21 protein-coding genes are annotated in these 21,728 nt (G+C 71.7%); 12 read left to right on the top strand and 9 right to left on the bottom strand.

Annotated features, from left to right (window positions below):
- Positions 1–46: 46 nt before the first annotated feature.
- On the top strand, positions 47–652 hold the full coding sequence (locus ACWF62_RS00700; RefSeq protein ID WP_378505866.1) for a hypothetical protein: 606 nt from the start codon (positions 47–49) through the stop codon (positions 650–652).
- Here the strand turns inward: ACWF62_RS00700 and ACWF62_RS00695 are convergent.
- The 3 genes from ACWF62_RS00695 to ACWF62_RS00685 are packed head-to-tail and all read right to left on the bottom strand — an operon-like array spanning position 630 to position 3,247.
- Positions 630–1,736, bottom strand: coding sequence for a winged helix DNA-binding domain-containing protein (locus ACWF62_RS00695; protein ID WP_378569709.1), 1,107 nt, complete (start codon positions 1,734–1,736; stop codon positions 630–632). The genes ACWF62_RS00700 and ACWF62_RS00695 overlap by 23 nt on opposite strands.
- Positions 1,737–1,756: 20 nt before the next feature.
- The gene (locus ACWF62_RS00690; RefSeq protein WP_378505864.1) at positions 1,757–2,248 is read right to left on the bottom strand and encodes a general stress protein; all 492 of its coding nucleotides are present in this window, start codon (positions 2,246–2,248) and stop codon (positions 1,757–1,759) included.
- A gap of 42 nt (positions 2,249–2,290) precedes the next feature.
- A complete protein-coding gene (locus tag ACWF62_RS00685) occupies positions 2,291–3,247 on the bottom strand; it encodes an HpcH/HpaI aldolase/citrate lyase family protein (RefSeq protein WP_378505863.1) in 957 nt (318 codons plus the stop codon).
- Positions 3,248–3,321: 74 nt separating this feature from the next.
- Here ACWF62_RS00685 and ACWF62_RS00680 point away from each other — a divergent pair, with 74 nt between their 5' ends.
- From ACWF62_RS00680 to ACWF62_RS00655, 6 genes are all read left to right on the top strand, one after another.
- Positions 3,322–4,593: a magnesium transporter MgtE N-terminal domain-containing protein gene (locus ACWF62_RS00680; RefSeq protein WP_378505862.1), complete on the top strand. Its 1,272-nt coding sequence runs from the start codon at positions 3,322–3,324 to the stop codon at positions 4,591–4,593.
- Positions 4,586–5,098, top strand: coding sequence for a DUF1003 domain-containing protein (locus ACWF62_RS00675; protein WP_378505861.1), 513 nt, complete (start codon positions 4,586–4,588; stop codon positions 5,096–5,098). Before ACWF62_RS00680 ends, ACWF62_RS00675 begins: the two co-directional genes overlap by 8 nt.
- 137 nt (positions 5,099–5,235) lie before the next feature.
- Positions 5,236–6,294, top strand: coding sequence for a lytic transglycosylase domain-containing protein (locus ACWF62_RS00670; RefSeq protein WP_378569707.1), 1,059 nt, complete (start codon positions 5,236–5,238; stop codon positions 6,292–6,294).
- A gap of 193 nt (positions 6,295–6,487) precedes the next feature.
- The gene (locus tag ACWF62_RS00665; RefSeq protein WP_378505859.1) at positions 6,488–7,336 is read left to right on the top strand and encodes a lytic transglycosylase domain-containing protein; all 849 of its coding nucleotides are present in this window, start codon (positions 6,488–6,490) and stop codon (positions 7,334–7,336) included.
- Positions 7,337–7,361: 25 nt separating this feature from the next.
- Positions 7,362–8,498: an Mrp/NBP35 family ATP-binding protein gene (locus ACWF62_RS00660; protein WP_378505858.1), complete on the top strand. Its 1,137-nt coding sequence runs from the start codon at positions 7,362–7,364 to the stop codon at positions 8,496–8,498.
- A 119-nt stretch (positions 8,499–8,617) separates the two neighbouring features.
- Positions 8,618–9,061, top strand: coding sequence for a hypothetical protein (locus ACWF62_RS00655; protein ID WP_378505857.1), 444 nt, complete (start codon positions 8,618–8,620; stop codon positions 9,059–9,061).
- An 81-nt stretch (positions 9,062–9,142) separates the two neighbouring features.
- On the opposite strand, the gene tatB is transcribed toward ACWF62_RS00655, so the two are convergent.
- The 4 genes from tatB to sigE form a co-directional block, all read right to left on the bottom strand.
- The gene (gene tatB / locus ACWF62_RS00650) at positions 9,143–9,532 is read right to left on the bottom strand and encodes a Sec-independent protein translocase protein TatB (RefSeq protein ID WP_378505856.1); all 390 of its coding nucleotides are present in this window, start codon (positions 9,530–9,532) and stop codon (positions 9,143–9,145) included.
- Positions 9,533–9,622: 90 nt separating this feature from the next.
- Positions 9,623–11,080, bottom strand: coding sequence for a S1C family serine protease (locus ACWF62_RS00645; protein ID WP_378505855.1), 1,458 nt, complete (start codon positions 11,078–11,080; stop codon positions 9,623–9,625).
- A gap of 34 nt (positions 11,081–11,114) precedes the next feature.
- Complete coding sequence (locus ACWF62_RS00640) at positions 11,115–11,489, bottom strand: RNA polymerase subunit sigma-70 (protein WP_378506048.1); 375 nt, start codon at positions 11,487–11,489, stop codon at positions 11,115–11,117.
- Between the two features lie 17 nt (positions 11,490–11,506).
- Positions 11,507–12,139 carry an RNA polymerase sigma factor SigE gene (gene sigE / locus ACWF62_RS00635; RefSeq protein WP_378505854.1) on the bottom strand — a complete coding sequence of 211 codons (633 nt, stop codon included), beginning with the start codon at positions 12,137–12,139 and terminating at the stop codon, positions 11,507–11,509.
- A gap of 318 nt (positions 12,140–12,457) precedes the next feature.
- Here sigE and ACWF62_RS00630 point away from each other — a divergent pair, with 318 nt between their 5' ends.
- The 5 genes from ACWF62_RS00630 to ACWF62_RS00610 all read left to right on the top strand — a co-directional run bounded on the left by ACWF62_RS00630 (position 12,458) and on the right by ACWF62_RS00610 (position 17,512).
- Complete coding sequence (locus ACWF62_RS00630; protein WP_378506047.1) at positions 12,458–13,069, top strand: O-methyltransferase; 612 nt, start codon at positions 12,458–12,460, stop codon at positions 13,067–13,069.
- Between the two features lie 90 nt (positions 13,070–13,159).
- Complete coding sequence (locus ACWF62_RS00625; RefSeq protein ID WP_378505853.1) at positions 13,160–13,885, top strand: TetR/AcrR family transcriptional regulator; 726 nt, start codon at positions 13,160–13,162, stop codon at positions 13,883–13,885.
- The gene (locus ACWF62_RS00620) at positions 13,882–14,793 is read left to right on the top strand and encodes an ABC transporter ATP-binding protein (RefSeq protein WP_378505852.1); all 912 of its coding nucleotides are present in this window, start codon (positions 13,882–13,884) and stop codon (positions 14,791–14,793) included. The genes ACWF62_RS00625 and ACWF62_RS00620 overlap by 4 nt, the downstream gene beginning before the upstream one ends.
- A complete protein-coding gene (locus tag ACWF62_RS00615) occupies positions 14,790–16,430 on the top strand; it encodes an ABC transporter permease (protein WP_452629211.1) in 1,641 nt (546 codons plus the stop codon). The genes ACWF62_RS00620 and ACWF62_RS00615 overlap by 4 nt, the downstream gene beginning before the upstream one ends.
- Positions 16,431–16,528: 98 nt before the next feature.
- Complete coding sequence (locus ACWF62_RS00610; protein WP_378569706.1) at positions 16,529–17,512, top strand: rod shape-determining protein; 984 nt, start codon at positions 16,529–16,531, stop codon at positions 17,510–17,512.
- Positions 17,513–17,533: 21 nt separating this feature from the next.
- Here the strand turns inward: ACWF62_RS00610 and ACWF62_RS00605 are convergent, their stop codons facing one another.
- Together ACWF62_RS00605 and ACWF62_RS00600 are read right to left on the bottom strand one after the other, a co-directional pair.
- On the bottom strand, positions 17,534–20,365 hold the full coding sequence (locus tag ACWF62_RS00605; RefSeq protein WP_452629209.1) for an FtsW/RodA/SpoVE family cell cycle protein: 2,832 nt from the start codon (positions 20,363–20,365) through the stop codon (positions 17,534–17,536).
- Positions 20,352–21,647, bottom strand: coding sequence for a hypothetical protein (locus tag ACWF62_RS00600; protein ID WP_452629208.1), 1,296 nt, complete (start codon positions 21,645–21,647; stop codon positions 20,352–20,354). The genes ACWF62_RS00605 and ACWF62_RS00600 overlap by 14 nt, the downstream gene beginning before the upstream one ends.
- Positions 21,648–21,728: the final 81 nt, after the last annotated feature.

The raw sequence follows: 21,728 nt of genomic DNA, 5'->3' as shown, positions 1-21,728 counted from the left end.
CCGAGTTTCGCCACCCAATTGGACAGTTGTCCACTAATGTTGCGCCATGCCCGACACCAGCGCACCGGAATCGCCGAACCCGCCGGTCGAGGCGTCCCCCCGCCGGGCCGTCCCCGCCACGCTGACCGCCGCCGTGCTGACCGTGGTCGCTGGCATCTGGACGATCACCGGCACCGTCGTGACGTACGTCCCCACCCTGCTCGTCCCCAGCGCCCTCGGACTGCCGTTCGCGGTGCCCGCGCTGCGCGCCTGGCCGCTCGGGCGGACCACCCCCGGTTCCTGGCTGGTGGACGTGCTCGCCGCGCTGGTGCTGATCGCGGTGGTCGCGGTGCGGCTGGCCCGCCCTGCGCGCAGCCGGGCGCGCGCGTTCGGCGCGGGGGTGGGCGCCACCGTCGTCGGCATGCTGGCCGCCAACCTGATCCGCGTGGTGTACACGAGCTTCGTGGTCCACGCCGGACCGGGCACCTACGCGCTCATGGTCCTCGGCGGCGCACTCGTTGCCGTGCTGTGGGGCGCGGCGGCAGGCCTCGCGGTCGGGGCGGTGCACGCGGCGACCTTCCGGGTGGCGCCTGCGGACACTCCGGCGGACGCGGTGGCCCCGGTCGCGCACACCCCGGCCCCCGAGGCGATCACCGCGCCGCAGTCACCCTGACCTCGTGCGAGCAGGCGCTCGGATGCGTGAAGCGCAGCAGTCGTAGCGCCTCGGCCTCGACATCACGCAGCAGTGTCCTGGAAAGTGTCTGCAGCAGAGTGACATCCACGACCGCGGCACTCTTGCTCACACTCGGAGCGAGGTATCCGGCGACCCGTCCGTCCACGAGGACCGCCGGCTTGACGATGCCGTTGACGGTGAACAGCACCCGGCGGAAGCCGTCGTCGACGACCCGGGTGCGATCGGCGTGCGAGAGCAGCATGCTGTCGTAGGGAGCGAGGATCCGCACCGGCGCGGGGGCGTCCGCCCCGGGACGCGGCGCGTCCGGCAGATCGAACAGCTCGGCACCGTCGACGTCGGCGAAGACCCGCAGTCGCGGACGCATTCGCTCGAACACCTCACCGAGCCGGGTCAGGCCGGACCACGCCTGCGCATCGGCGACCGATGCGGGCCCATAGGCGGCGAGGTAGCGCTGCAGGATTCGCTCCGGATCGGGTTCCGCGAGCGGTTCACCTGCCCAGTGCTGGAGCGTCGTGCACACCGGCTGCCCGGACCGCCCCCACAGGCCGCGCGGAGGCACCTGCACCAGCGGGAGAAGGTCCCGCACCGCGTGGGCGAGCGCAGCGGGATCGCGATCCGGCCACCGCGATGCCAGGTGTGGACGCAACGCAGCCAACGTCATCGGCGTTGCGTCGAGGAGTTCGCGGGCGTGCGCGGCCACTGCCGCCGTGTCGCATCCGACGAGGGCCTTCGCATGCTGGGCGTTGGTCCTCAGGTCGCCGTCCATGATCGGCTGCACCCACGGTCGCAGCTCGCCCGCGTCCGCTGCGGTGACCGCGTGGACGGTGCCGCGCATCACCGTGATCCGGACCACCGACCGGTCCTCGATCAGCCGCGCCAGGTCGTCGGTCCGGAAGCCGTCGATCCGCGACCACAGCGCGAAGTACGGCGCGGCGGGCGATTGCGCCTGAAGCCCGTACAGGTGCCGGGTCACGGTCTCCGTCGAGTCGGTCGCCCGCTCGAGCAGGTGCTGGCGGGCCAGCGTCGCCCTCCCGAGCGCGCGGATGCCGAGTGTGGTCCGCACTCTCCCCCCTGCGCTGCCTGCTACAGCGCCAGCTTGGCGAGCATGTCGCGCGCCCGCTCGGCCGTCTTCGGCTCGCACAGCACGTCGTACCGGCCAGCGACCAACTGCATTGTCGACGCGAAGTCGCGGGTCCCGCGGGTGGCCGCGTACGGGATGGTCGTCGAGATCACCCCGAACACGATGCCGCCAAGAATGCCCGCGATCAGCGGGCCGAGCAGGTTGTCGGTGAACAGCCCGAGCAGCAGGCCGAGGAACACTCCGAGCCAGGCGCCCGAAACAATGCCGCCGCCAATGACTTTCGCCCAGCTCAGTCGCCCGAGCACCCGCTCGACCTGCATCAGGTCGACACCGACGATGGTGACGTCCTCCACCGAGAACTGCTGGTCGGACAGGTAGTCGACGGCGCGCTGCGCCTCCGCGTAGGTGGGGTAGGAGCCGATCGGCCAGCCACTGGGTGGTGTCGGAAGGCCGCCCCGTCCCGGCTGATTCGGCGGTGCGAGTGGGTTGGGCATCGGAGCTCCCTGGTGTCGTCCTGTGTGAATCCGATGTCCAGTTTACGGAGTTTCGGGGTCGAACCGCGTCGTGCGGGTCATCCCCGCCGCCCGACCCTTCGCCGCGACGACCTGTGCCATCTTCGCGCTTGCCTCGTCGATCATCTCGTCGCCCAGCATCGCCGCGCCGCGGCCGCCGCCCACCGCCGACGTGTGGTATTCGTATGCCTCGAGGATCAACTCGGCCCGGTCGTAGTCGTCCTGCCTCGGGCTGAACACCTCGTTGGCGGCGTCGATCTGCGTCGGGTGCAGCACCCACTTGCCGTCGAACCCGAGTGCGGCCGTCCGCGCCGCCGCCCGACGGAACGCGTCCACGTCCCGGATCTGCAGGTACGGCCCGTCGATCGCCTCCAACCCGTGCGCGCGGGCCGCCATCAGGATCGTCATCAGGATGTGGTGGTAGGCGTCGCCGGTGTCGTACCCGTCCGGTTGCTCGCCGACGACCAGGGTGCGCATGGTGATGCTCGCCATGAAGTCGGCGGGACCGAACACCAGCGTCTGCATCCGGGGGCTGGCGGTGGCGATCGAGTTGATGTTGGTCAGGCCGATCGCGTTCTCGATCTGGGCCTCGATGCCGATCCGCCCGACCTCGAGGCCGTTGGCCCTCTCGACCTGGGTCAGCAGCAGGTCGAGCGCCCGCACGTGCCCCGCGTCGGTGACCTTCGGCAGCAGGATCGCGTCGAGGTGGGCGCCCGACGCGGACACCACGTCGACCACGTCGGCATACGTCCACTCGGTGGTCCAGTCGTTCACCCGAACGACCTTGATCTGCGAACCCCAGCCGTCCGAGGCCAATGCGTCCGCGATGTCGTTGCGCGCCCGTGCTTTCGCGATCGGCGCGACAGCGTCCTCGAGGTCGAGGAACACCTCGTCGGCGGGCAGCCCCTTGGCCTTCTCGATCATCTTCCGGTTGCTCCCGGGAACTGCGAGCACCGAACGCCGCGGTCGTGCCTGGACCATTGTGAACCTCCCACCGAGAGCCGCACCGGCGCGCGGAGCGACGTCGGGACACCGAGCCAATTAGCCTTGCCATCATGGCAGCAGTGAGCAAGGTCTTCGCAGCCAGGCTCGCGGGCCTGGTGGTCCTCGGACCGGACGGCGAATCGATCGGCCGGGTGCGGGACGTCGTGATCACGATCCGGATCGGACGGCAGCGACCACGGGTGCTCGGCCTGGTCGTGGAACTGGTGACCCGGCGCCGAATCTTCGTCCCGATGCTGCGGGTGACGGCGATCGAACCGGGCTCGGTGACGCTGACCGGAAGCGTCAGCCTCCGCAAGTTCACCCAGAAGCCCGGTGAGGTGCTGGCCCTCGCTCAGGTCGTCGACACCCGGGTCCGGGTGGACGACCCCGAACTCGACGAGCTCGCCGGGGTCGAGGTTCTCGTCGTCGACCTCGGCATCGAGCTCACCCGGACCAGGGACTGGGTCGTCTCCCGCGTCGCGGTCCGCAAGCCCCGGTCCGGACTGTCCCGCCGCGCGCCGATCCACATCGTGGAATGGCAACACGTGCAGGGGCTCACGCATTCTCAGCTCGCCCTTCCCGGCCAGGGCGTGACCCAACTGCTCGCCCAGTTCGACGGCATGCGGCCGGCGGACGTGGCGAACGCGATGCGGGACCTGCCCGACAAGCGTCGCCACGAGGTCGCGGTCGCGCTGGACGACGAGCGGCTCGCCGACGTGCTGCAGGAGTTGCCGACCGACGACCAGACCGACCTGCTCACCCACCTGGAGGTGGAGCGGGCCGCGGACGTGCTCGAGGCCATGGACCCGGACGACGCGGCCGACCTGCTCGGCGAACTGCCCGAGACCGAGGCGGAGTCGCTGCTGCAGCTAATGGACCCCGAGGATTCCGAGCCGGTGCGCAGGCTGCTCGAGCACTCCCCCGACACGGCGGGCGGGCTGATGACCCCGGAACCGGTGATCCTCACGCCGGCAACCACGGTCGCGGAGGCGCTGGCCCGTGCTCGCAATCCCGATCTGACCCCGGCGTTGGCGAGCATGGCGTTCGTGGTGCGTCCGCCGATCTCCACCCCGACCGGCCGCTATCTCGGTTGCGTCCACCTCCAGCGGCTGCTGCGGGAGCCACCCGCGTCGCTGGTCGGCGGGCTGTTGGACACCGACATGATCCAGCTGTCGCCGGAGGATCCGCTGGCGATGGTGACCCGCTACTTCGCCCGCTACAACCTGGTGTGCGGCCCGGTGGTGGACGACGAGGGCCACCTGCTCGGTGCGGTCGCCGTCGATGACGTGCTCGATCACCTGCTGCCGGAGGACTGGCGGGAAGAGGAAACGGCCGATGAGTGACAAGCGCCCACCCGCCTCCCCAAGCGCACGGGCCCGGCTCGAGACGCCGGGCCGTCGGTGGCGCGGGTTCCAGATCGACGTCGAGGCGGTCGGCCGGGTCAGTGAGTCGATCGCCCGGTTCCTCGGCACCGGCAAGTACCTGCTGATCCAGACGGTCGTGGTCATCGTGTGGATCATCCTCAATGTTGCCGCCATCGGGCTGCAGTGGGATCCGTACCCGTTCATCCTGCTGAACCTCGCGTTCTCCACCCAGGCCGCGTACGCCGCCCCGTTGATCCTGCTGGCCCAGAACCGGCAGGAAAACCGGGATCGCGTCTCGCTGGAGGAGGACCGGGCCCGCGCCGAGCAGACGAAGGCGGACACCGAGTTCCTTGCCAGGGAGCTGGCCTCGCTGCGGTTGGCGATCGGCGAGGTCGCCACCCGCGACTATCTGCGCCGGGAGCTCGAGGAGATCAAGTCGCTGCTCGCCGAACGCGACGCCGAGGAGCAGCAGCCGCACCGGTAGCGCTCAACGGAACCCCGACGCGCAACGAGTCCGTTCTGTAACCTGGGTCACATTCTGGACGGGGGTCGGGACGACGCGACGGCGTGACTGCGTGACTGCGTGACGGTGAGACGGTGTGAGACGACGAGGGGCTGCGGATGCGACTGAGGGGGCTGGCAGGCGTCACCGTTGCCGCGTTGATCGGCGGGGTGACGGTCGGCCTAACCGTCGGGGGCGGGCAGGCCATCGCGGGCGCACCCGCCGTCGCCGCCCCGGCGCCCGACGCCGCGGACCCGGCACAGACAGGCGTTGTTGGGATCCTCGAACCGGCTCCCCGCCTGTCCCGCGCACCCCGCGCGTACACCCCGCCGCCGCCGGTGTCCTTCGACCTGCCGCCGGCGATCGCCGAGCGGCTGGCGTCGCCGTTCGCGGAATCACTGACCCCGATCCCGGTCACGATCGGCGCCCTCGGCATCCCGGAACTCGTCCTCGGTGCCTACCGGTCGGCGGAGGCCACCCTCGCGGCCGACACCCCGGGATGCGGTGTCAGCTGGCACCTGCTGGCCGGTATTGGCCGCATCGAGTCCGGCCACGCAGGCGGTGGACGGACGGACGCGGCGGGCACCACCGTCACCCCGATCCTCGGCCCGGCGCTGGACGGCTCCCTCGCCGGAAACCAGGTCATCACGGACACCGACGGTGGCACGCTCGACGGCGATCCCCGGCACGACCGCGCGGTCGGGCCGATGCAGTTCATCCCGAGCACCTGGTCCCGGTACGCCGCCGACGGCAACGGCGACGGGCGCGCCGACCCGAACAACGTGTTCGACGCGGCACTCGCGGCGGCACGGTACCTGTGCTCGGGCGGGCTGAACCTGCGCGAGGACGACCAGCGGACCCGGGCCGTGCTCCGCTACAACAATTCACTGGCGTACACGTCGAATGTGCTCGGGTGGTCGGAGGCGTACGCCGCGGGCGGAACCCCGGAACCGGGCCGGATCCCGGACCTGCTCGCCGAACCCGGCCGCCCCGCGGAACCGACCCGCCCTGCCGAGCCGACCCCGACACCCACCCCGCCGACCATCCCCCCGAATCCGGAGCTGGCGCGCGACGCCGCCGCGCCCGGCGTCCTCCCCGCGCTTCCCGGCCTGCCCCCGCTGCCCGCCCTGCCGCCCCTGCCGTGTCCGCCGTTCTGTCCGCCCGCGCCCGCGCCGTAGCGTCGCCGATACCGGACACGCCCGAGTCGATATCCTTTCGAGACTTCTCGACCATCGGCGTTCACCTGGGACTTTGCGCCCGATGGCGCCCCATTTGATCACGGCGAGATAACGAAGACATCTCGAATCGGGTAGCGTCGACTGCGGTTCACAGCACTGACAACGCCCCGCCGGGGGCCGCAGGAGGTACCAGGTGGGTCGCCACAGCAAGCCGTCCGAATCGAAGGCGAAACGGAACTCGCTCATCGCCCTGACGGGCCTCGTCCCGACCGGGCTGGTCACCGCGGCAACGGCGACCGGGACCCCCGCCTCGATCCCCCTGCTGACCGCCGCCGACGCCTCCCCCATCACCGGCGACCCGACCCCGGCCGACGCGACCACCGATCCCGCGGTGGTGACCGCCCCGGAACCGGTCGACGCCACCCCGGCGTTCGCGGCGGCACCCGCACCCGCACCCGAACCGGTGGCCGCACCCGCGCCGCTACCCGACGGCCCGCTCGGCATCCCGGCCATCAACTTCGACGCCTACCGGTCGGCCGAGCGGACCCTCGCCGAACGCAATCCCGGCTGCGGGATCAACTGGATGCAGATCGCAGGCGTCGGGCGCGTCGAATCCAGCCACGCCAACGGCGGCAGGGCCGACGACCGGGGGAATCTCGTCGAACCGATCATCGGGCTGCCGCTCGACGGCAGCCTCCCCGGCCAGGCCGTGATCATGGACACCGACGGCGGCGCCCTCGACGGCGACGCCGTGTACGACCGCGCGGTCGGCCCCACCCAGTTCATCCCCACCACCTGGGCGCAGTACGGCATCGACGGCAACGGGGACGGCATCGCCGACCCGCAGAACCTCTACGACGCCGCCGCCTCCACCGCCAACTACCTGTGTGACGGCACGAACATGCGCGACCTCGGGTCCGCAACCAAGGCGATCCTGCGCTACAACAACTCGATGGCCTACGTCGCGAACGTCACGGCCTGGTCGCTGGCCTACTCGACGGGCATCAACCCGAGCGCCGCCGACCTGCCGCGCATCCACTAAGGACGCGCGTCCTACCATGGGTCGCATGTCAGCAGTGACCGAGTCCGACGTTCGCGGCGCCCTCTCCAAGGTGCTCGATCCGGAGATCCGCAAACCCATCACCGATCTGGGGATGGTCGACAGCGTCACCCTCACCGACGACGGCGGCGTCGACATCGTGGTCCTCCTGACCACCGCGGGCTGCCCGATGCGGACCGAGATCACCGACCGGGTCACCAAGGCCGTCGCCGACGTCCCCGGAATCGGCGCGATCCGCGTCGAACTGGATGTGATGAGCGACGAGCAGCGCACCGAACTGCGCAAGTCGCTGCGCGGCGACTCCGCCGAGCCGGTGATCCCGTTTGCCCAGCCGGGGTCCCTGACCCGGGTCTACGCGGTCGCCTCCGGCAAGGGCGGGGTGGGCAAGTCGTCCGTCACGGTGAACCTCGCTGCGGCGATGGCGGCGAAGGGCCTATCGGTCGGTGTCCTCGACGCCGACATCTACGGGCACTCCATTCCGCGCATGCTCGGCACCGACGCCAAGCCGACCCAGGTCGAGCGGATGATCATGCCGCCGATCGCGCACGACGTGCGGATGATCTCCATCGCCCAGTTCACCCAGGGGAACACCCCGGTGGTGTGGCGCGGGCCGATGCTGCACCGCGCGCTGCAGCAGTTCCTGGCCGACGTGTTCTGGGGCGACCTCGACGTGCTGCTGCTCGACCTGCCGCCCGGCACCGGGGACGTCGCGATCTCCGTTGCCCAGCTGATCCCCGGCGCGGAGATCCTCGTTGTGACCACGCCGCAGCAGGCGGCGGCCGAGGTCGCCGAGCGGGCCGGGTCGATCGCACTGCAGACCCGGCAGCGGATCGTCGGCGTCGTGGAGAACATGTCGTGGATGGAACTGCCGGACGGCACCCGCATGGACGTGTTCGGCTCCGGCGGCGGGCAGGTCGTTGCCGACCGGCTGACCCGAGCCGTCGGCGCGAAGGTCCCCCTCCTTGGCCAGATTCCGCTCGAGCAGGCGGTCCGTGAGGGCGGCGACGCGGGCGTCCCGATCGTCCTCGGCGCCCCCGACTCCCCCGCCGGTGTCGCGCTGCGGGAGATCGCCGACAAGCTGTCGGTGCGGGCCCGCGGCCTCGCCGGCATGTCCCTCGGCATCGACACCACCCGCCACCTGTAGCCCGCGGCACCCGACATTTCGCCCGATTCACCGTCGGGGTGGGCACGGCGTTGTTACCTTCGCAGCCGAACCACCCACGATGCCGCGGCGACCGCGGCATCCGACGACGGGAATCGGGTATGACGACAATGCTCCTCCGCTCGGCGATCGCGGCAGCGGCGACGGCGCCGCTGCTCCTGCTCTCCGCGACGGCGGCCTCCGCCGCGTCGATCGTGTCCACCGCGGACGTCACCGAAAGCGATGTCACCGCCTCGGTGGACGGCGTCCCGGTCGGCACGCTGTGTGGGGCGACGCTGATCGATCAGGCCACCGGAACCGTGGTCGAGGACGTCGCCCCCGCCTCGCCGGGTGAGGACGGCTGGCAGGGCTACTCGTGGGGCGGCGTCGCCGACGGCGTCTACCAGGTGCGCCACGTGTGCACGGTGGACGACGCGGTCGTCTACACGGTCACCCACAGCGACCTCGTCGCCCCGAACCCGATCCGTCCCATCTTCGGTTCGCTCGGCACCGGCAGCGGCTGGGTCGGCGAGCCCGGGCTGATCGAGAACCTATTCGGTTCGTAGCCCCGCACCACCGCGTACCAACGGATCGAGCCCCGCCCCGGTGATTCCGGGGCGGGGCTCGATCACATGGTGGGGCAGCCGTCAGGTGGCGTCGACGTCGATGGGCGGCTTCTCGCCGTCGGCGAGCGGCGCCGATCTCGGTGCGGTGCCTGCCGCTGGCCCGGACGGCCGCTTCTCGTCGAAGTTGCCGGTGAGGATCGAGTCGTCGCCGTCGAGGAGGTGCTTGGTGATCGCGGCGCGCGGGGTCATCCCCCGCAGACTGTTCAGGTCGGCCAGCGGTTTGCGCAGATCCTCGAACTCGGGCCCGAGGTCATCCTTGAGTTGCTGCGTAGCGCCGCCCGCGTAGTCCTTGACCTGCCGCAGGCTCTTCGCGACCCAGGAGACGGCACTGGGTAGGCGCTCGGGTCCCAGGATCACGAGCGCCGCGACGAGCAGGATCATGAACTCGCCCCAGCCGATGTTGCCAAACACCCGACCAGACTACGTGCCGACCTCGCGTCGCGGGGCGTGCGGTGCGAAATTCATCGGAACATCACGCGGCGGACTCCGGCCGGACCGGCATCAGTCGGACACCGGCACGACCTGGACCTCGACCTCGCGGCCGGACCGGATCAGCTTCACCGGCACCTGCTGCCCCGGTTCGGTGTCGTGCACGGCGACCACCAGTTCGTCGGCGTTCCCGACATCCCGGTCCCCGACCTTGACGATCACGTCCCCCTCGACGATCCCCGCCGCCTCCGCGGGGCTGCCCGCCTGCACGTTCGCGACCTGCGCGCCGGTCGTCTGCTCGTTGGTGACCGACCGGGCGTTGACACCGATCTCGGCGTGCCGCATCGACCCGGTCCGGATCAGCTCCTGCGCGACGCGGGTCACGTCGTCGACCCCGATCGCGAACCCGAGCCCCACCGACCCGCCGCTCTCGCTGCGGATCGCCGAGTTGATGCCGATGACCCGGCCCTCGTCGTCGACGAGCGGCCCCCCCGAATTGCCCGGGTTGATCGCCGCGTCGGTCTGGACGGCGTCGATCACGGCGTCGGTGTCGGTGCCCTCACCGCCGAGGCGCACCGGCCGGTGCAGCGCGCTGACGATCCCGCTGGTGACGGTCCTGCTCAACCCGAGCGGCGACCCCACCGCCACGACCTCGTCCCCGACCTGCACGTCGTCGGACTTCCCCAGCCTCGCGACGGTCAGGTTGCCGACGTCCACCTTGAGCACCGCGAGGTCGGTCTTCGTGTCGCGGCCGACGATCCGGGCCGGGGCGCGGGTGCCGTCGGAGAACACCACGCGCAGCGTCGCGTTGTCGGGGTCGGTCGCGGCCATCGAGATCACGTGATTGTTCGTCACGATGTACCCGGCGCCGTCGATCACGACACCGGACCCGGTGCCGGACTGTTCGCCGAGCGCCACCTGGATCGACACCACCGACGGCAGCACGGCCTCCGCGACCTGCGCGGCCTGACCGACCTCCCGGTCGCCGCGGCCGTCCTGGGTCAGCTCGACCTTCTGACTGGTCAGCGCGCCGACGCTCTCCGCGGTCATCCGGCCGACCACGCCGCCGACGAGCCCGATCGCCAGGGCGACCCCGGCGAGCGCCGCGAGCGCGCGGGGCGCGACCCGGTCCCCGAGCAGGACGTCACGGATCCCGAGCCGGTCCCCCGGTGGCAGCGCCGCCGCCTGCGGCGTGTCGACGGCCGCGCCGCCGAGCCGCGCCGCCGCATCGGGGTCCCGCCACGGGTCGGCCGGGACGGCGGTGTCGGTCGACCCGTCCGAGGGGCGGTCGGGTCCGCGCTGGATGGTCTGTGTTTCGCCCTCCGGCCGCCCGAAGGCCTCGGCGAGCACCGGGTCCGGCGGGCGCACGGCCAGCGCGGGCCGGGCCGCGGTCCCGGCCGGGTCGCCCGAGTCGTCGACGCCGTCGGGCCGGGCGAACGCTGCGGCCGCCGCCGGGTCGACATCCGGCCGGTACAGCGGTCGCGGGGTCAGGCGCGGCGGGGACCCGGCCCCCTCGTTGGCGTCAGTCACGGCACCAGTATCACCGACGGCTCCCGCGCGACGGTCAGCGACGACGACGCCACGTGGTCAGCGAGTAGGAGGCGGTCCTCGACGAGAACAGCGTGCGCCGTCGACCCAACGGATGCTCCTGGCCCGGCTCGTCGGCGGGCTGACAGGTCGGGATCTGGCTGAGCGCACCGAGCAGCGAACTCGGCATGCTGATCTCCCCGGACTGCCGCAATGCGATCCGGGCATGCTGCTGCGCGTCCACCGCTGCCGCGCACTCCAGGCACTGCGAGACGTGGTCCGCCGCCCGCAGATACGCGTTCATCTGCAGCTCCCCGTCGACGAACGCGGCCACCGCCTCGCTGGCGAGATGTTCCGTCGAACCGAACCGGCGAGGTCCGGGTCCTCCAGAGCGAGGGTGGCCCTGCGTCATCCGCTCCTCCTGCACGCTCACGCGACTGTCAGCTTCCCGATCTCAAGGTCCCGCGCGGCCTGCGCCGCGGACAGGTGGTCGCGCAGCGCCTGCCGCCCACGGTGGATTCGGCTGCGCACGGTCCCGAGCTTGACGCCCAGTGTGGCACCGATCTCCTCGTAGGACAGGCCCTCGACATCACACAGTACGACCGCGGCGCGGAACTCGGGCGCGAGGGAGTCCAACGCGGCCTGCAGGTCGGGGTCCAGCCGGGCATCGTGATAGATCTGCTCGGGATTCGGGGTCGACGACGGCACCCGCTCGTAGTCCTCCGGCAGGGCCTCCATCCGGATCCGATTGCGGCGCCGCACCAGGTCCAGGAACAGGTTGGTGGTGATCCGGTGCAGCCAGCCCTCGAACGTGCCTGCCTGGTAGCTCGACAGCGAACGGAACACCCGGATGAAGGTGTCCTGGGTGAGGTCCTCGGCGTCCTGCGCGTTGCCGGACAGCCGGTAGGCCAGCCGATAGACGCGGTCGCCGTGCTCGCGAACAAGTTCGTCCCAGGACGGCATCGTTGACTGGTCGCCGCTGGCGTCGAATGCCGCCGTGCCGCTGGCGGCGACGCCCTGGCCTGCGACCTCGGTGTCGTGATCGGACGGGGTGTTGACCATCGAGATGATGGAACCTCCTGCTCGGGACAGCTGGAAGCGGTGCGCGGGTCCGCGCGGTGTCACAGGGAACAACTTCCGGGGTGTCCGGATTGTTCCCGGCGGTCCGATTCCGTGCAGTCGGACGACCGTTGGATCGTCTGCTGATCTCTGACCAGCTCACTGTCGCGGATCCGCGTGTGTGCGACGTGTGAGCAACCTGAGCGGCGCCTGAGAATGTCGGCACCGCGAAGCGGACCGACCCGGGCAGGCATGCGCGCCTCGACACGCCCGGGACGCGACAACGATAGCCTCGTGGGCGTGCACACCAACGGCGACCAGATGCTGGCCCACACCGAGGACTCCGTCATGGAAGACGATGTCCTTGTTTTCGCACGTGAGCGGGCCGAGGACCTCGGGGCCGACCCGGTGCCGCCGTCCGTCGGCGCGCTGCTCAGCCTGTTCGCTCAGATGCTCGGCGCCCGGACCGTCGTCGAGATCGGCACCGGCGCGGGGATCAGCGGACTGTGGCTGCTCGACGGCATGCGACCGGACGGCGTGCTCACCACGATCGATCCCGAGCCCGAACATCAGCGGGCGGCGAAGGAGGCCTTCCGGGCCGCGACCATCGCCCCGGGGCGCACCCGGCTGATCAACGGCTGGGGGCTGGACGTCCTTCCGCGGCTCGCGGACAGCTCCTACGACCTGGTGTTCGTCGACACCGAACCCGCCGACCACCCGCACTACGTCGAGCAGGGGGTGCGGCTGCTGCGGCCGGGCGGGGTGATCGTGTTCCACAACGCACTGCTCGGCGGCCGCGTCGCCGACCCGGCAGCGCGGGATGCGCCGACCCTCGCCGTCCGGGCCGCGGCCCGGGCCATCGCGGAGGACGACCGGCTGACGAAGGTCCTGCTGCCGGTGGGCGACGGACTGCTCTGCGCGTCCCGCGCCTGATCCCGGCTCGCCCGCGGCGCACGCTTTTGACGGAGTCTTGACGCGCCCACCCATTGCCACCCGGTTGAACGCGCGTTTAACGTAGTGAACATGCGTTCAACCCCCACCGGCGCCAGCTCGCCCGACCCCGCCAACGCCCCTGACCTGACCACCCGGGCCCGGATCCGGGATGCCGCGATCGTGGTGTTCGGCGAGCACGGCTTCCGGACCGGGGTGCGCACCATCGCCGCCGCGGCAGGCGTCTCCCCCGGACTGGTCATTCACCACTTCGGCTCAAAGGACGGACTGCGGGAGGCCTGTGACGAGCAGGTCCTCGCCACCATCCGGGCCGCCAAGACCGAATCGCTGACCCGCCCCAGTGCCGCGACCCTGCTCCATCAACTGGCGGACGTCGAGGAGTATGCGCCGCTGATCGCCTACCTCGTCCGCAGCTGGCAGACCGGCGGGGCGATGGCACGATCGCTGTTCGCCCACCTGGTCGCCGATGTCGAGCAGTACCTCGCGGACGGCGTTGCCGCAGGCACCATTCGACCGAGCCGCGACCCGGCGGCCCGCGCCACCTATCTCGCCCTGCAATCGCTGGGCAGCACCCTCCTGTTCCTGCAGATCCGGACCGAGGAGGGTGGGCCCGCCGACTGGCCGCGCGCGATCCGCGAACTCACCGACGTGGTCATGTTCCCCGCCCTCGAGATCTACACCGAGGGCCTGTTGACCGACTCCACCTTTCTTGACGCCGTCGCTGGCCAGCGCACCGACCCGGGAAGCCCAACCCCGGAACACCCAGACCCTGCGCACCCAGACCAGGAGCACCCATGACCGAGATCATCGACGTCACCAACCTGCACAAAAGCTTCGGACGAACCAACGCGCTCGACGGACTCGACCTCAGCGTCGGGGAGGGCGAGGTGCACGGGTTCCTCGGACCGAACGGTGCCGGGAAGTCCACCACCATCCGGATCCTGCTCGGCCTGCTGCGTGCGACGTCCGGGCGGGCCCGGGTCCTCGGACGCGACCCCCTCGCGGACGCGGTGGACCTGCACCGTGACATCGCCTACGTCCCCGGCGACGTGACGCTGTGGCCGTCCCTGTCCGGGGGCGAGACCATCGACCTGCTCGCCCGCATGCGCGGCGGCATCGACGCGGCGCGGCGAACCGAGTTGATCGACCGCTTCGACCTCGACCCGCGGAAGAAGGCCCGCACCTACTCGAAGGGCAACCGGCAGAAGGTGTCACTGGTGTCGGCGCTGTCGTCGAACGCCCGACTGCTGCTGCTCGACGAGCCGACCTCGGGCTTGGATCCGTTGATGGAGCAGGTGTTCCGCGAGTGCGTCGCCGAGGCGGCCGCCCGCGGTGTCACCGTCCTGCTGTCGAGCCACATCCTGTCCGAGGTCGAGGCCCTGTGCGAGAAGGTCACCATCATCCGGGCAGGCCGCACCGTCGAGTGCGGTTCGGTGGCAGGCATGCGGCACCTGAGCCGGACCACGATCCGCGCCGAACTCCTCGGCGACCCCGGCGATCTGGGTCGCATCGCCGGTCTCGCGGATGTCTCGATCGACGATCGGGTGCTGCACTGTCAGGTCGACAACGACCATCTCGGCGACCTGGTCCGACTGCTCGGCGACACCGGGGTGCGCAGCCTGGTCAGCACTCCCCCGACCCTCGAGGACCTCTTCCTCCGCCACTACGAGGCGGACGGACCGCAGCAGGAGAAGGTGCGGGCATGACCACCGCAACGCTGACCGGTCGGCAACGCGAGGCAGGCGTCTCCCGCGCGTCGACGGACCTCACCGGAACGGTCGGGCTGCTCCGGCTGTACCTGCGGCGGGACCGGATCGTGCTGCCCCTGTGGGTGCTGCTGCTCTCGCTCCCCCTGTCGACGGTCTATGTCGGATCCATCGCGAGCATCTTCCCCGACCAGGCGCAGCGCGCCGCGTTTGTGGCCTCGGTCATGGGCAGCCCAGCGCAGCGCGCGATGTACGGCACCCTCCTCGACGACGGTGTCGGGGCCGTCGGCATCTGGAAGGCCGGGGTCTTTCACGCGCTGATCGCGATCGCGGTGATCCTCACCGTCATCCGGCACACCCGGGGCGAGGAGGAGACGGGTCGCACCGAACTCCTCGACTCCACGATGGTTGGCCGGTACGCGGGGCTCACGGCTGCGCTGATCGTCGGGTTCGGCGCCTCCGTCCTGACCGGCGCGATCGGCGCGGCTGGACTGTTCGGCGCCGACGTTCCGCGGTCCGGGTCGCTGGCGTTCGGTGCCGCGCTCGCGGCGTCGGGCGTCGTGTTCACCGCGGTGGCCGCCGTGGCCGCCCAACTCAGCGCCAGCGCCCGCATGGCACGCGGGATCGCGTTCGGCGTGCTCGGCGCCGCGTTCGCCCTGCGCGCGGTCGGTGACGCGGGCGCGGCAGCACTGTCGTGGTTCTCGCCGCTGGGATGGTCGCTGCTGGTGCGCCCGTACGCGGGCGACCGGTGGTGGGTGCTGCTGCTGCACCTGGCGGCGGCGGCCCTGCTCACCGCGGCGGCATACGCCCTGCTGCGGCGCCGCGACGTCGGCGCGGGACTGATCGCGGAGCGTCCCGGCCGGCGGGCGGCCGCACCGACGCTGGCCGGTCCGTTCGGCCTTGCCTGGCGGCTGCAGCGCGGCAGCCTCACCGCGTGGACACTCGGAATCTGCCTGTACGCGTTGCTGATCGGCAGCGTGGCGCACGGAATCGGCGACGAGATCGGCGACAACGACGGCGTGCGTGAGATCGTCACCCGGCTCGGGGGAACCCAGGCGCTGGAGGGCTCGTTCATCGCGATCGCCTTCACGATGCTCGCGGTCGGTGCCGCCGCCCTCGCGGTCTCGTCGACGCTGCGCCTGCATGGCGAGGAGGGCTCCGGTCGCGCCGAGGCCGTTCTCGCCGGGTCGGTCGGCCGCGGCCGCTGGATCGCCAGCCATCTCGCCCTCGCGGTCACCGGACCCGCGGTCGCGATGCTCGCGGCGGGGCTGGTGGCCGGCCTCGCCTACGGCGCGGCCGCGGGCGACGTCGGGGGGCGACTGCCCGGCGTGCTTGCGGCGGCGGTCGCCCAGCTACCGGCGGTCTGGATGCTCGCCGCGGCGACGATCGCGCTGTTCGGGTTGCTGCCGCGCTACACGCCCGCCGCGTGGGGGGTGCTGGTCGGGTTCGTCGCGCTGTTCCTGCTCGGCTCGGTCTCCGGTGTCCCGCAGTGGGTGCTGGACCTGCAGCCGTTCACCCATGCGCAGCACGTGCCGGGGTCCGCCTTCCCGGCGGCACCGGCCGCCTGGTTGCTGCTGATCGACATCGCACTGACCGTCGCGGGGGTGATCGCGTTCCGGCGGCGGGACCTGAGGTGACCCCGAGGCGACCGATCGGGACGTCGTCCGGTCGACCGAACCCCGACCGGATGCGTACGATGTGATGCGTCTCACTCCACTCCCCCTCGGAGGTCGACGTGCGCGGACTAGGGATCGATCTCGGAACCGCGAACACCGTTGTCGGCACACCCGACAGCGGTGTCGTCCTGAATGAGCCGTCCTTCATGCTGGTGAAGACGAAGGACGCCCGCCATGCCCTGGCGATCGGCGCGGACGCACGGAACCTGCTCGGCCGCACGCCGGTCGGGGTCTCCTCCGTCCGCCCGGTGCACGACGGGGTGATCGTGGACCTCGAGTCGGCGCGAACCTTCGTCGCCGCGGTCCTCGACCAGGCCGCCCCGCACCGAAGGTTCAGCCCCCGGGCCAACGCCGTGATGGCGGTGCCCGCGGGCGCGACCCCGCTCGAACGCCGGGCGCTGCTCGAGGTCGGCCACGAGGCGGGGCTGCGGAAGGTGGGGCTGGTGCCGGAACCGATCGCCGGGGCGCTCGGATGCGGCGTCAACCCGATGGAGCCGCGCGCCCACCTCGTCGTCGACATCGGTGGCGGCACTTCGGAAGTCACCGCATTCTGCTTCGGCGGCATCCTGACGAACCGCAGCTGCCGACTCGCAGGCGACCACCTGACCGACGTGCTGCGGCAGTACCTGCGGACCGAGCACAAGATCGTCGTCGGCGACCTCACCGCCGAGCACGCGAAGATTGGCGGCCCCGACGACGGCGACTCGCTCGTCGTCGAGGGCATCGACCCGGTGACGGGCCACGCACGGCTGGTCACCCTCGACGGCGAGGAGATCGCGGACGTGTTGCGGCCCGCGATCACCGAGATCGTGCAGACCCTGGCCACCTGCCTGGAGGACCTTCCCGCCCAGGCGGTCGGCGATGTGATGTCCGAGGGGCTGCTGGCGACCGGCGGCGGGGCGATGCTGCGCGGCCTGCCGCAGCTGCTCGAGGAGCATTTCGGGGTCGGGGTCAAGGTGGCCGAGAACCCGCTCACCTGCGTCGCCGAGGGCGCCACCGCCTGCCTCGACCATCCCGAAGTGGTCGCCGCATACAGCTCGTGAGCGGCAACCGGCGCCGCGTCGTCAGCGGCCCGGCGCCGCGCCCCTGGTCTGCGCGAGATACTCCTCAAGAAGGCGCTTGACCACCGGACCCGCTGTCGCCGAACCGAATCCGCCGCCACGCACCAGCACCGTCACCACCACCTCCGGTGTCTCGAAGGGGACGACCGCGGAGAACCAGGCGTTGAGGCCCTCACCGGGCGCCGACGGGTCCTCGGCGGTCCCGGTCTTCGCCCCCGCGGTCACCGGCAGGCTCGCCAGCTGCCCCGCCGTGCCTGCCGCGGCGGAGGCCCGCATCCCCGCGCGCACCGGCCCGAGCCGATCCGCGAACGACAGCGGGTGCGGCGGCGCGGTCGGAACGACCCATCCCTCGCCGGGGCCGTACGACGCGGCCAGCTGCGGCGTCACGGTCGAGCCGGTGGCGATCCCCGAGGTCCAGCGCGCCACCTGCACCGGGGTCGCCGTGACGGTGCCCTGCCCGATCCCCATCAGCAGCGTCGACCCCGGGTACCAGGTCCCGCCGATGGCCGCGACCGATTCCGGGGTGCCGAGGAACCCGTCGATCTCGCCGGGGAGGTCGATCCCCGACGGCCTGCCCACCCCCAACTCGTCGGCGGCCGCGGCCATCCGCTCCGGACCGAGACGTTCACCCAGCTGATAGAAGTACACGTTGTCCGACCACTGGATCGCGCCGACCAAACTGTTCGCGCCCATCGGCTGCCAGTTGGCGAAGGTGTGCCCGCCGTACGTGTACGACGCACCACCCGCCAGCTTCTGGTCCGGCGGCACCACGCCATACTTGGCGTTCGCGGACGCGACGACGATCTTGAACGTCGACCCCGGCGGCGCCGCCGACTGGAAGACGTGGTTGAGCATGCGCCCCGGGCCGGGGGCCCCGGTACTGGCCGCCAACGCGGCCGCGTCCACCGGGGGCCCGTAGACGTTGTTGTCGTAGCCGGGCACGCTGGCCATCGTCAGCACCGCGCCGGTACGCGCATCCATCACGATCGCGGCACCGAGGTCGCCCCCGCTGGACTGCACCGCTGCGGTCAGCGCATCCGTCGCGACCCGCTGCAGTCCGGCGTCCAGGTGCAGGCGCAGGTCGTGCCCGCGGACCGGGTCGACCCGCTCCGCGGTGGCCACCGGGTTACCGGACGGGTCGACGTACACGCACTGGCTGCCGTCGATGCCGCGGAGCGCCGCGTCGTATCGCCGCTCGACACCGGCCTTCCCGACCCGGGACCCGAGCGCGAGCTGCGGCCAGGTCTGCATGTCGGCGGCGTCCGCTACGCCGACATAGCCGAGCACGGTCGCCAGCGTCGCCCCCTGCGGGTAGTGCCTGCGGCCGGTCGGGTAAACCAGCACCCACGGCAGGTCGGCGTCCACAATCGCGGCGGCCTGGTCCGGCCCGACTCGCGCCAGCACCGCCTCCACCTCGGTGCCCGAGTCGTGCAGCGTCGCCGCGAGCCGATCCGGCGTGATCGCGAGCAGGGCGGCGAGCTCGTCCCGAATGTCGGCCCGGTTGTCGGCGAACATGCGGGCGACGACCGAGACGGTGTACTCGGGGACGTTCTCGGCCAACGGAACACCGGCCCGGTCAAGGATCCGGCCGCGCTCGGCGGGCAGCCGGATGCACCGCATCAGCTGTCCGTCACTCACCGCACGGAACTCCGCGCCCCGGTCGGTCTGCATGTTCCACGCGATCCCCGTCATCGCGACCAGTGACACCGTCACCGCAACCGCCCCCGCCGAGACGCCGCGGGGCAGCCTGCGCCGTCGCGGTTCGGTGGCCCACAGCGGCCGTGCGACACCGTCGCGGCGGACCGCGAGCACCAATCCGATCTCCACGAAACCAACAATCGCGGCCGTGCCGCCGTAGCTGAACAGGGGAATGGGCATGCCGGTGTGGGGCAGCAGCGACAGGCTCTGCGCGATCGAGACCACGGCATGCACGCCGAACAACCCGCCGACCCCGGCCGCGACGAGCGCACCCTCGCGCGTCCGCGCCGCCCGCGCCGCGACCGTGGCGCGCCAGACGATGACCGACGACGCGACCGCGACCACCAGGCCCGCCACCAGCCCCCAGCCGTACACGAGGCTCGCGAAGGCCAGGTCGTGCTCCGCCTCGGGAAGAAACTCCGAGCGCAGGGTGTACTGCGGCTGCCGCCACAGGCCCCACAGTCCACCACTGCCGATCGCGATGTCCGCCTGCCACGCCGCCCACCCGGACCCCTGTGGGTCGGCGCTGTCCGACAGGAACACGTGGATCCGCTCGAGCTGGTAGGGACGCAGAAACAGCACGGCAAGCGGCAGCGACGCGAACCCGAGCGCGAACAGCGGGGCCATCGGCAGCAGCGGCACCCTGGCGAGGATCAGCATCAACAGGACGATCGCGACGAGCACAATGGCGGTCGACAGGTCCGGTTGCAGCGCGACAAGGCCGATCGGCACCGCCGCCGCGAGGAGCACCCCGGCGAACCGGCCGAGGGTGTAGCCCCCGGCCAGGATCGCGGCGGGCACCAGCACCAGCGCCGCCTTCGCCAGTTCGGACGGCTGCAGCGTGAACACGCCCAGGTTCAGCCACCGCTGCGCGCCCTTGGTCGCGACCCCGACGAGCGGGACCGCCAACAGCAGGACGACGGTGGCGGCGTACAGCAGCCAGCCGAGTCGATGGATCCGTTCCACCCGCATCCGCGAGGTCACCCACATTGCACCGAGCCCGAGCACGGCAAGCGCCGCGTGCCGCACCGCAGCGGAGGTCATCCCCATCGACAGCAGGTTGAGTAGGCCGAGAACGACGAGGACGAGCGCCGACCCGACGAGCCACGGATCGGATTCGCGCCTACCGGCCCGCATCGCGGCCCTCGCCGGGGCAGGTCGCGTTGTCCGCGGGCACGTACACCGGGTCCGATGCCGCGGCGGCGGGGCTGCCGGTGACCGCGGCGACCCCCGTCGCCGTGCCCGCGGGCACCGCGACGCTGCCGATGCCGTAGACCTCCTGTGCCCCCGCCGGGACGGGCATCGTGATCTCCGGGCCCGGCGCGGCCGCACCCGTGCAGCGGTCGTAGGCGACCAGCTTCCAGGTCACCGCGTCGATGTTCGCCCGTGCGTCGACATGGACGTCGACCCGAAGGACACACGATTGGCCGGCAACACAATTCCCGTTGGCCAGGGTGGCGGTCACCTCCGTGACCGGTCCCGCGCTCCCCGGCAGTCCGGTGTCCACCGGCGGCGCGGGCACCGCACCGGGCGCCGGGTCGGGTGCGGCAGGCGGCGAGACGGGCCGGATCCGGTCCTGCTCCGGCTGCTCCTCGGACGCGAGCAGGGTGTCCCACCCCAGCCGCAGCTGCGTCAACGCCGCAGGCGCCTTCCAGGCCGCGCCGGCGAGCAAAAGGACCGCGATCACCGCGAGCGCGCCCTGCCGCTTCGAGGGTCGCCGCGTCCGGCGATGCCACGGATTCGCGACCGGGGCCAGCCACCCGTCGGGCGCGAGCGACGACCCGCCGGAACCACGTGACGGCCCGACAGAACCACGTGACGGCCCGACAGAATCATGTGACGGCCCGACTGAATCATGTGACGGCCCGCCGTCGCCGCCGTGGTGGTGGGTGTCGGGGGCGCGGGTCGCGGCGACCAGCAGCCCGAGCTGTCGACGCACCCGGTCCTCAGCGGTGGGGGCGAGGTCGGGGGCGACGGCCGCCCGCACCCGTCGGCCCAGCTCGGCCGAATCCGTTGCTTCGGACATCGATTCGTCGAGCCGCGCCGAGTACGCCCGATCGTGACAGGCGCGGGCGACGGCCCGCAGCAGCGGCACCACCGCATCGACGGCGGCCCGCTCGCCGCGGGCGGGCCCGTCCTCCCCCGCGACGGCAGCGAGGATCAGGTGCCCGTCCCCCGACACGGTTGCCGACGCCCCGCGGGCGAAACGCCCGCGCCCCAGTTCGAGCTGGTCGGCCGCGTCGGTGACGAGCGTCGCGGCCTGCGCACGCGTCAACAGCACGGCCGCGAGGAGCGAGTGGAGGTCGACGGCACGGCAGGCGGCGGGCTCGGCCGCCGGTCCGGACGGTTCGGGTCGGGGCGGCGACCCCTGTGGCACCGGCCCCTTCGGCACCGACAGCTCCGGCACTGCTTCGATCATCGGGTACCCCGAACTCTGCAGCCTGCACGCCATGAACACCGTTACCCTCGGCAGCCGCGAGCCCGGCGAAACCGCGTCTCC

This window comes from Rhodococcus sp. NPDC054953 (assembly GCF_053609225.1).
The sequence above is the reverse complement of the archived record's forward strand: the minus strand, read 5'-3'. Positions and strand labels throughout refer to the sequence as shown.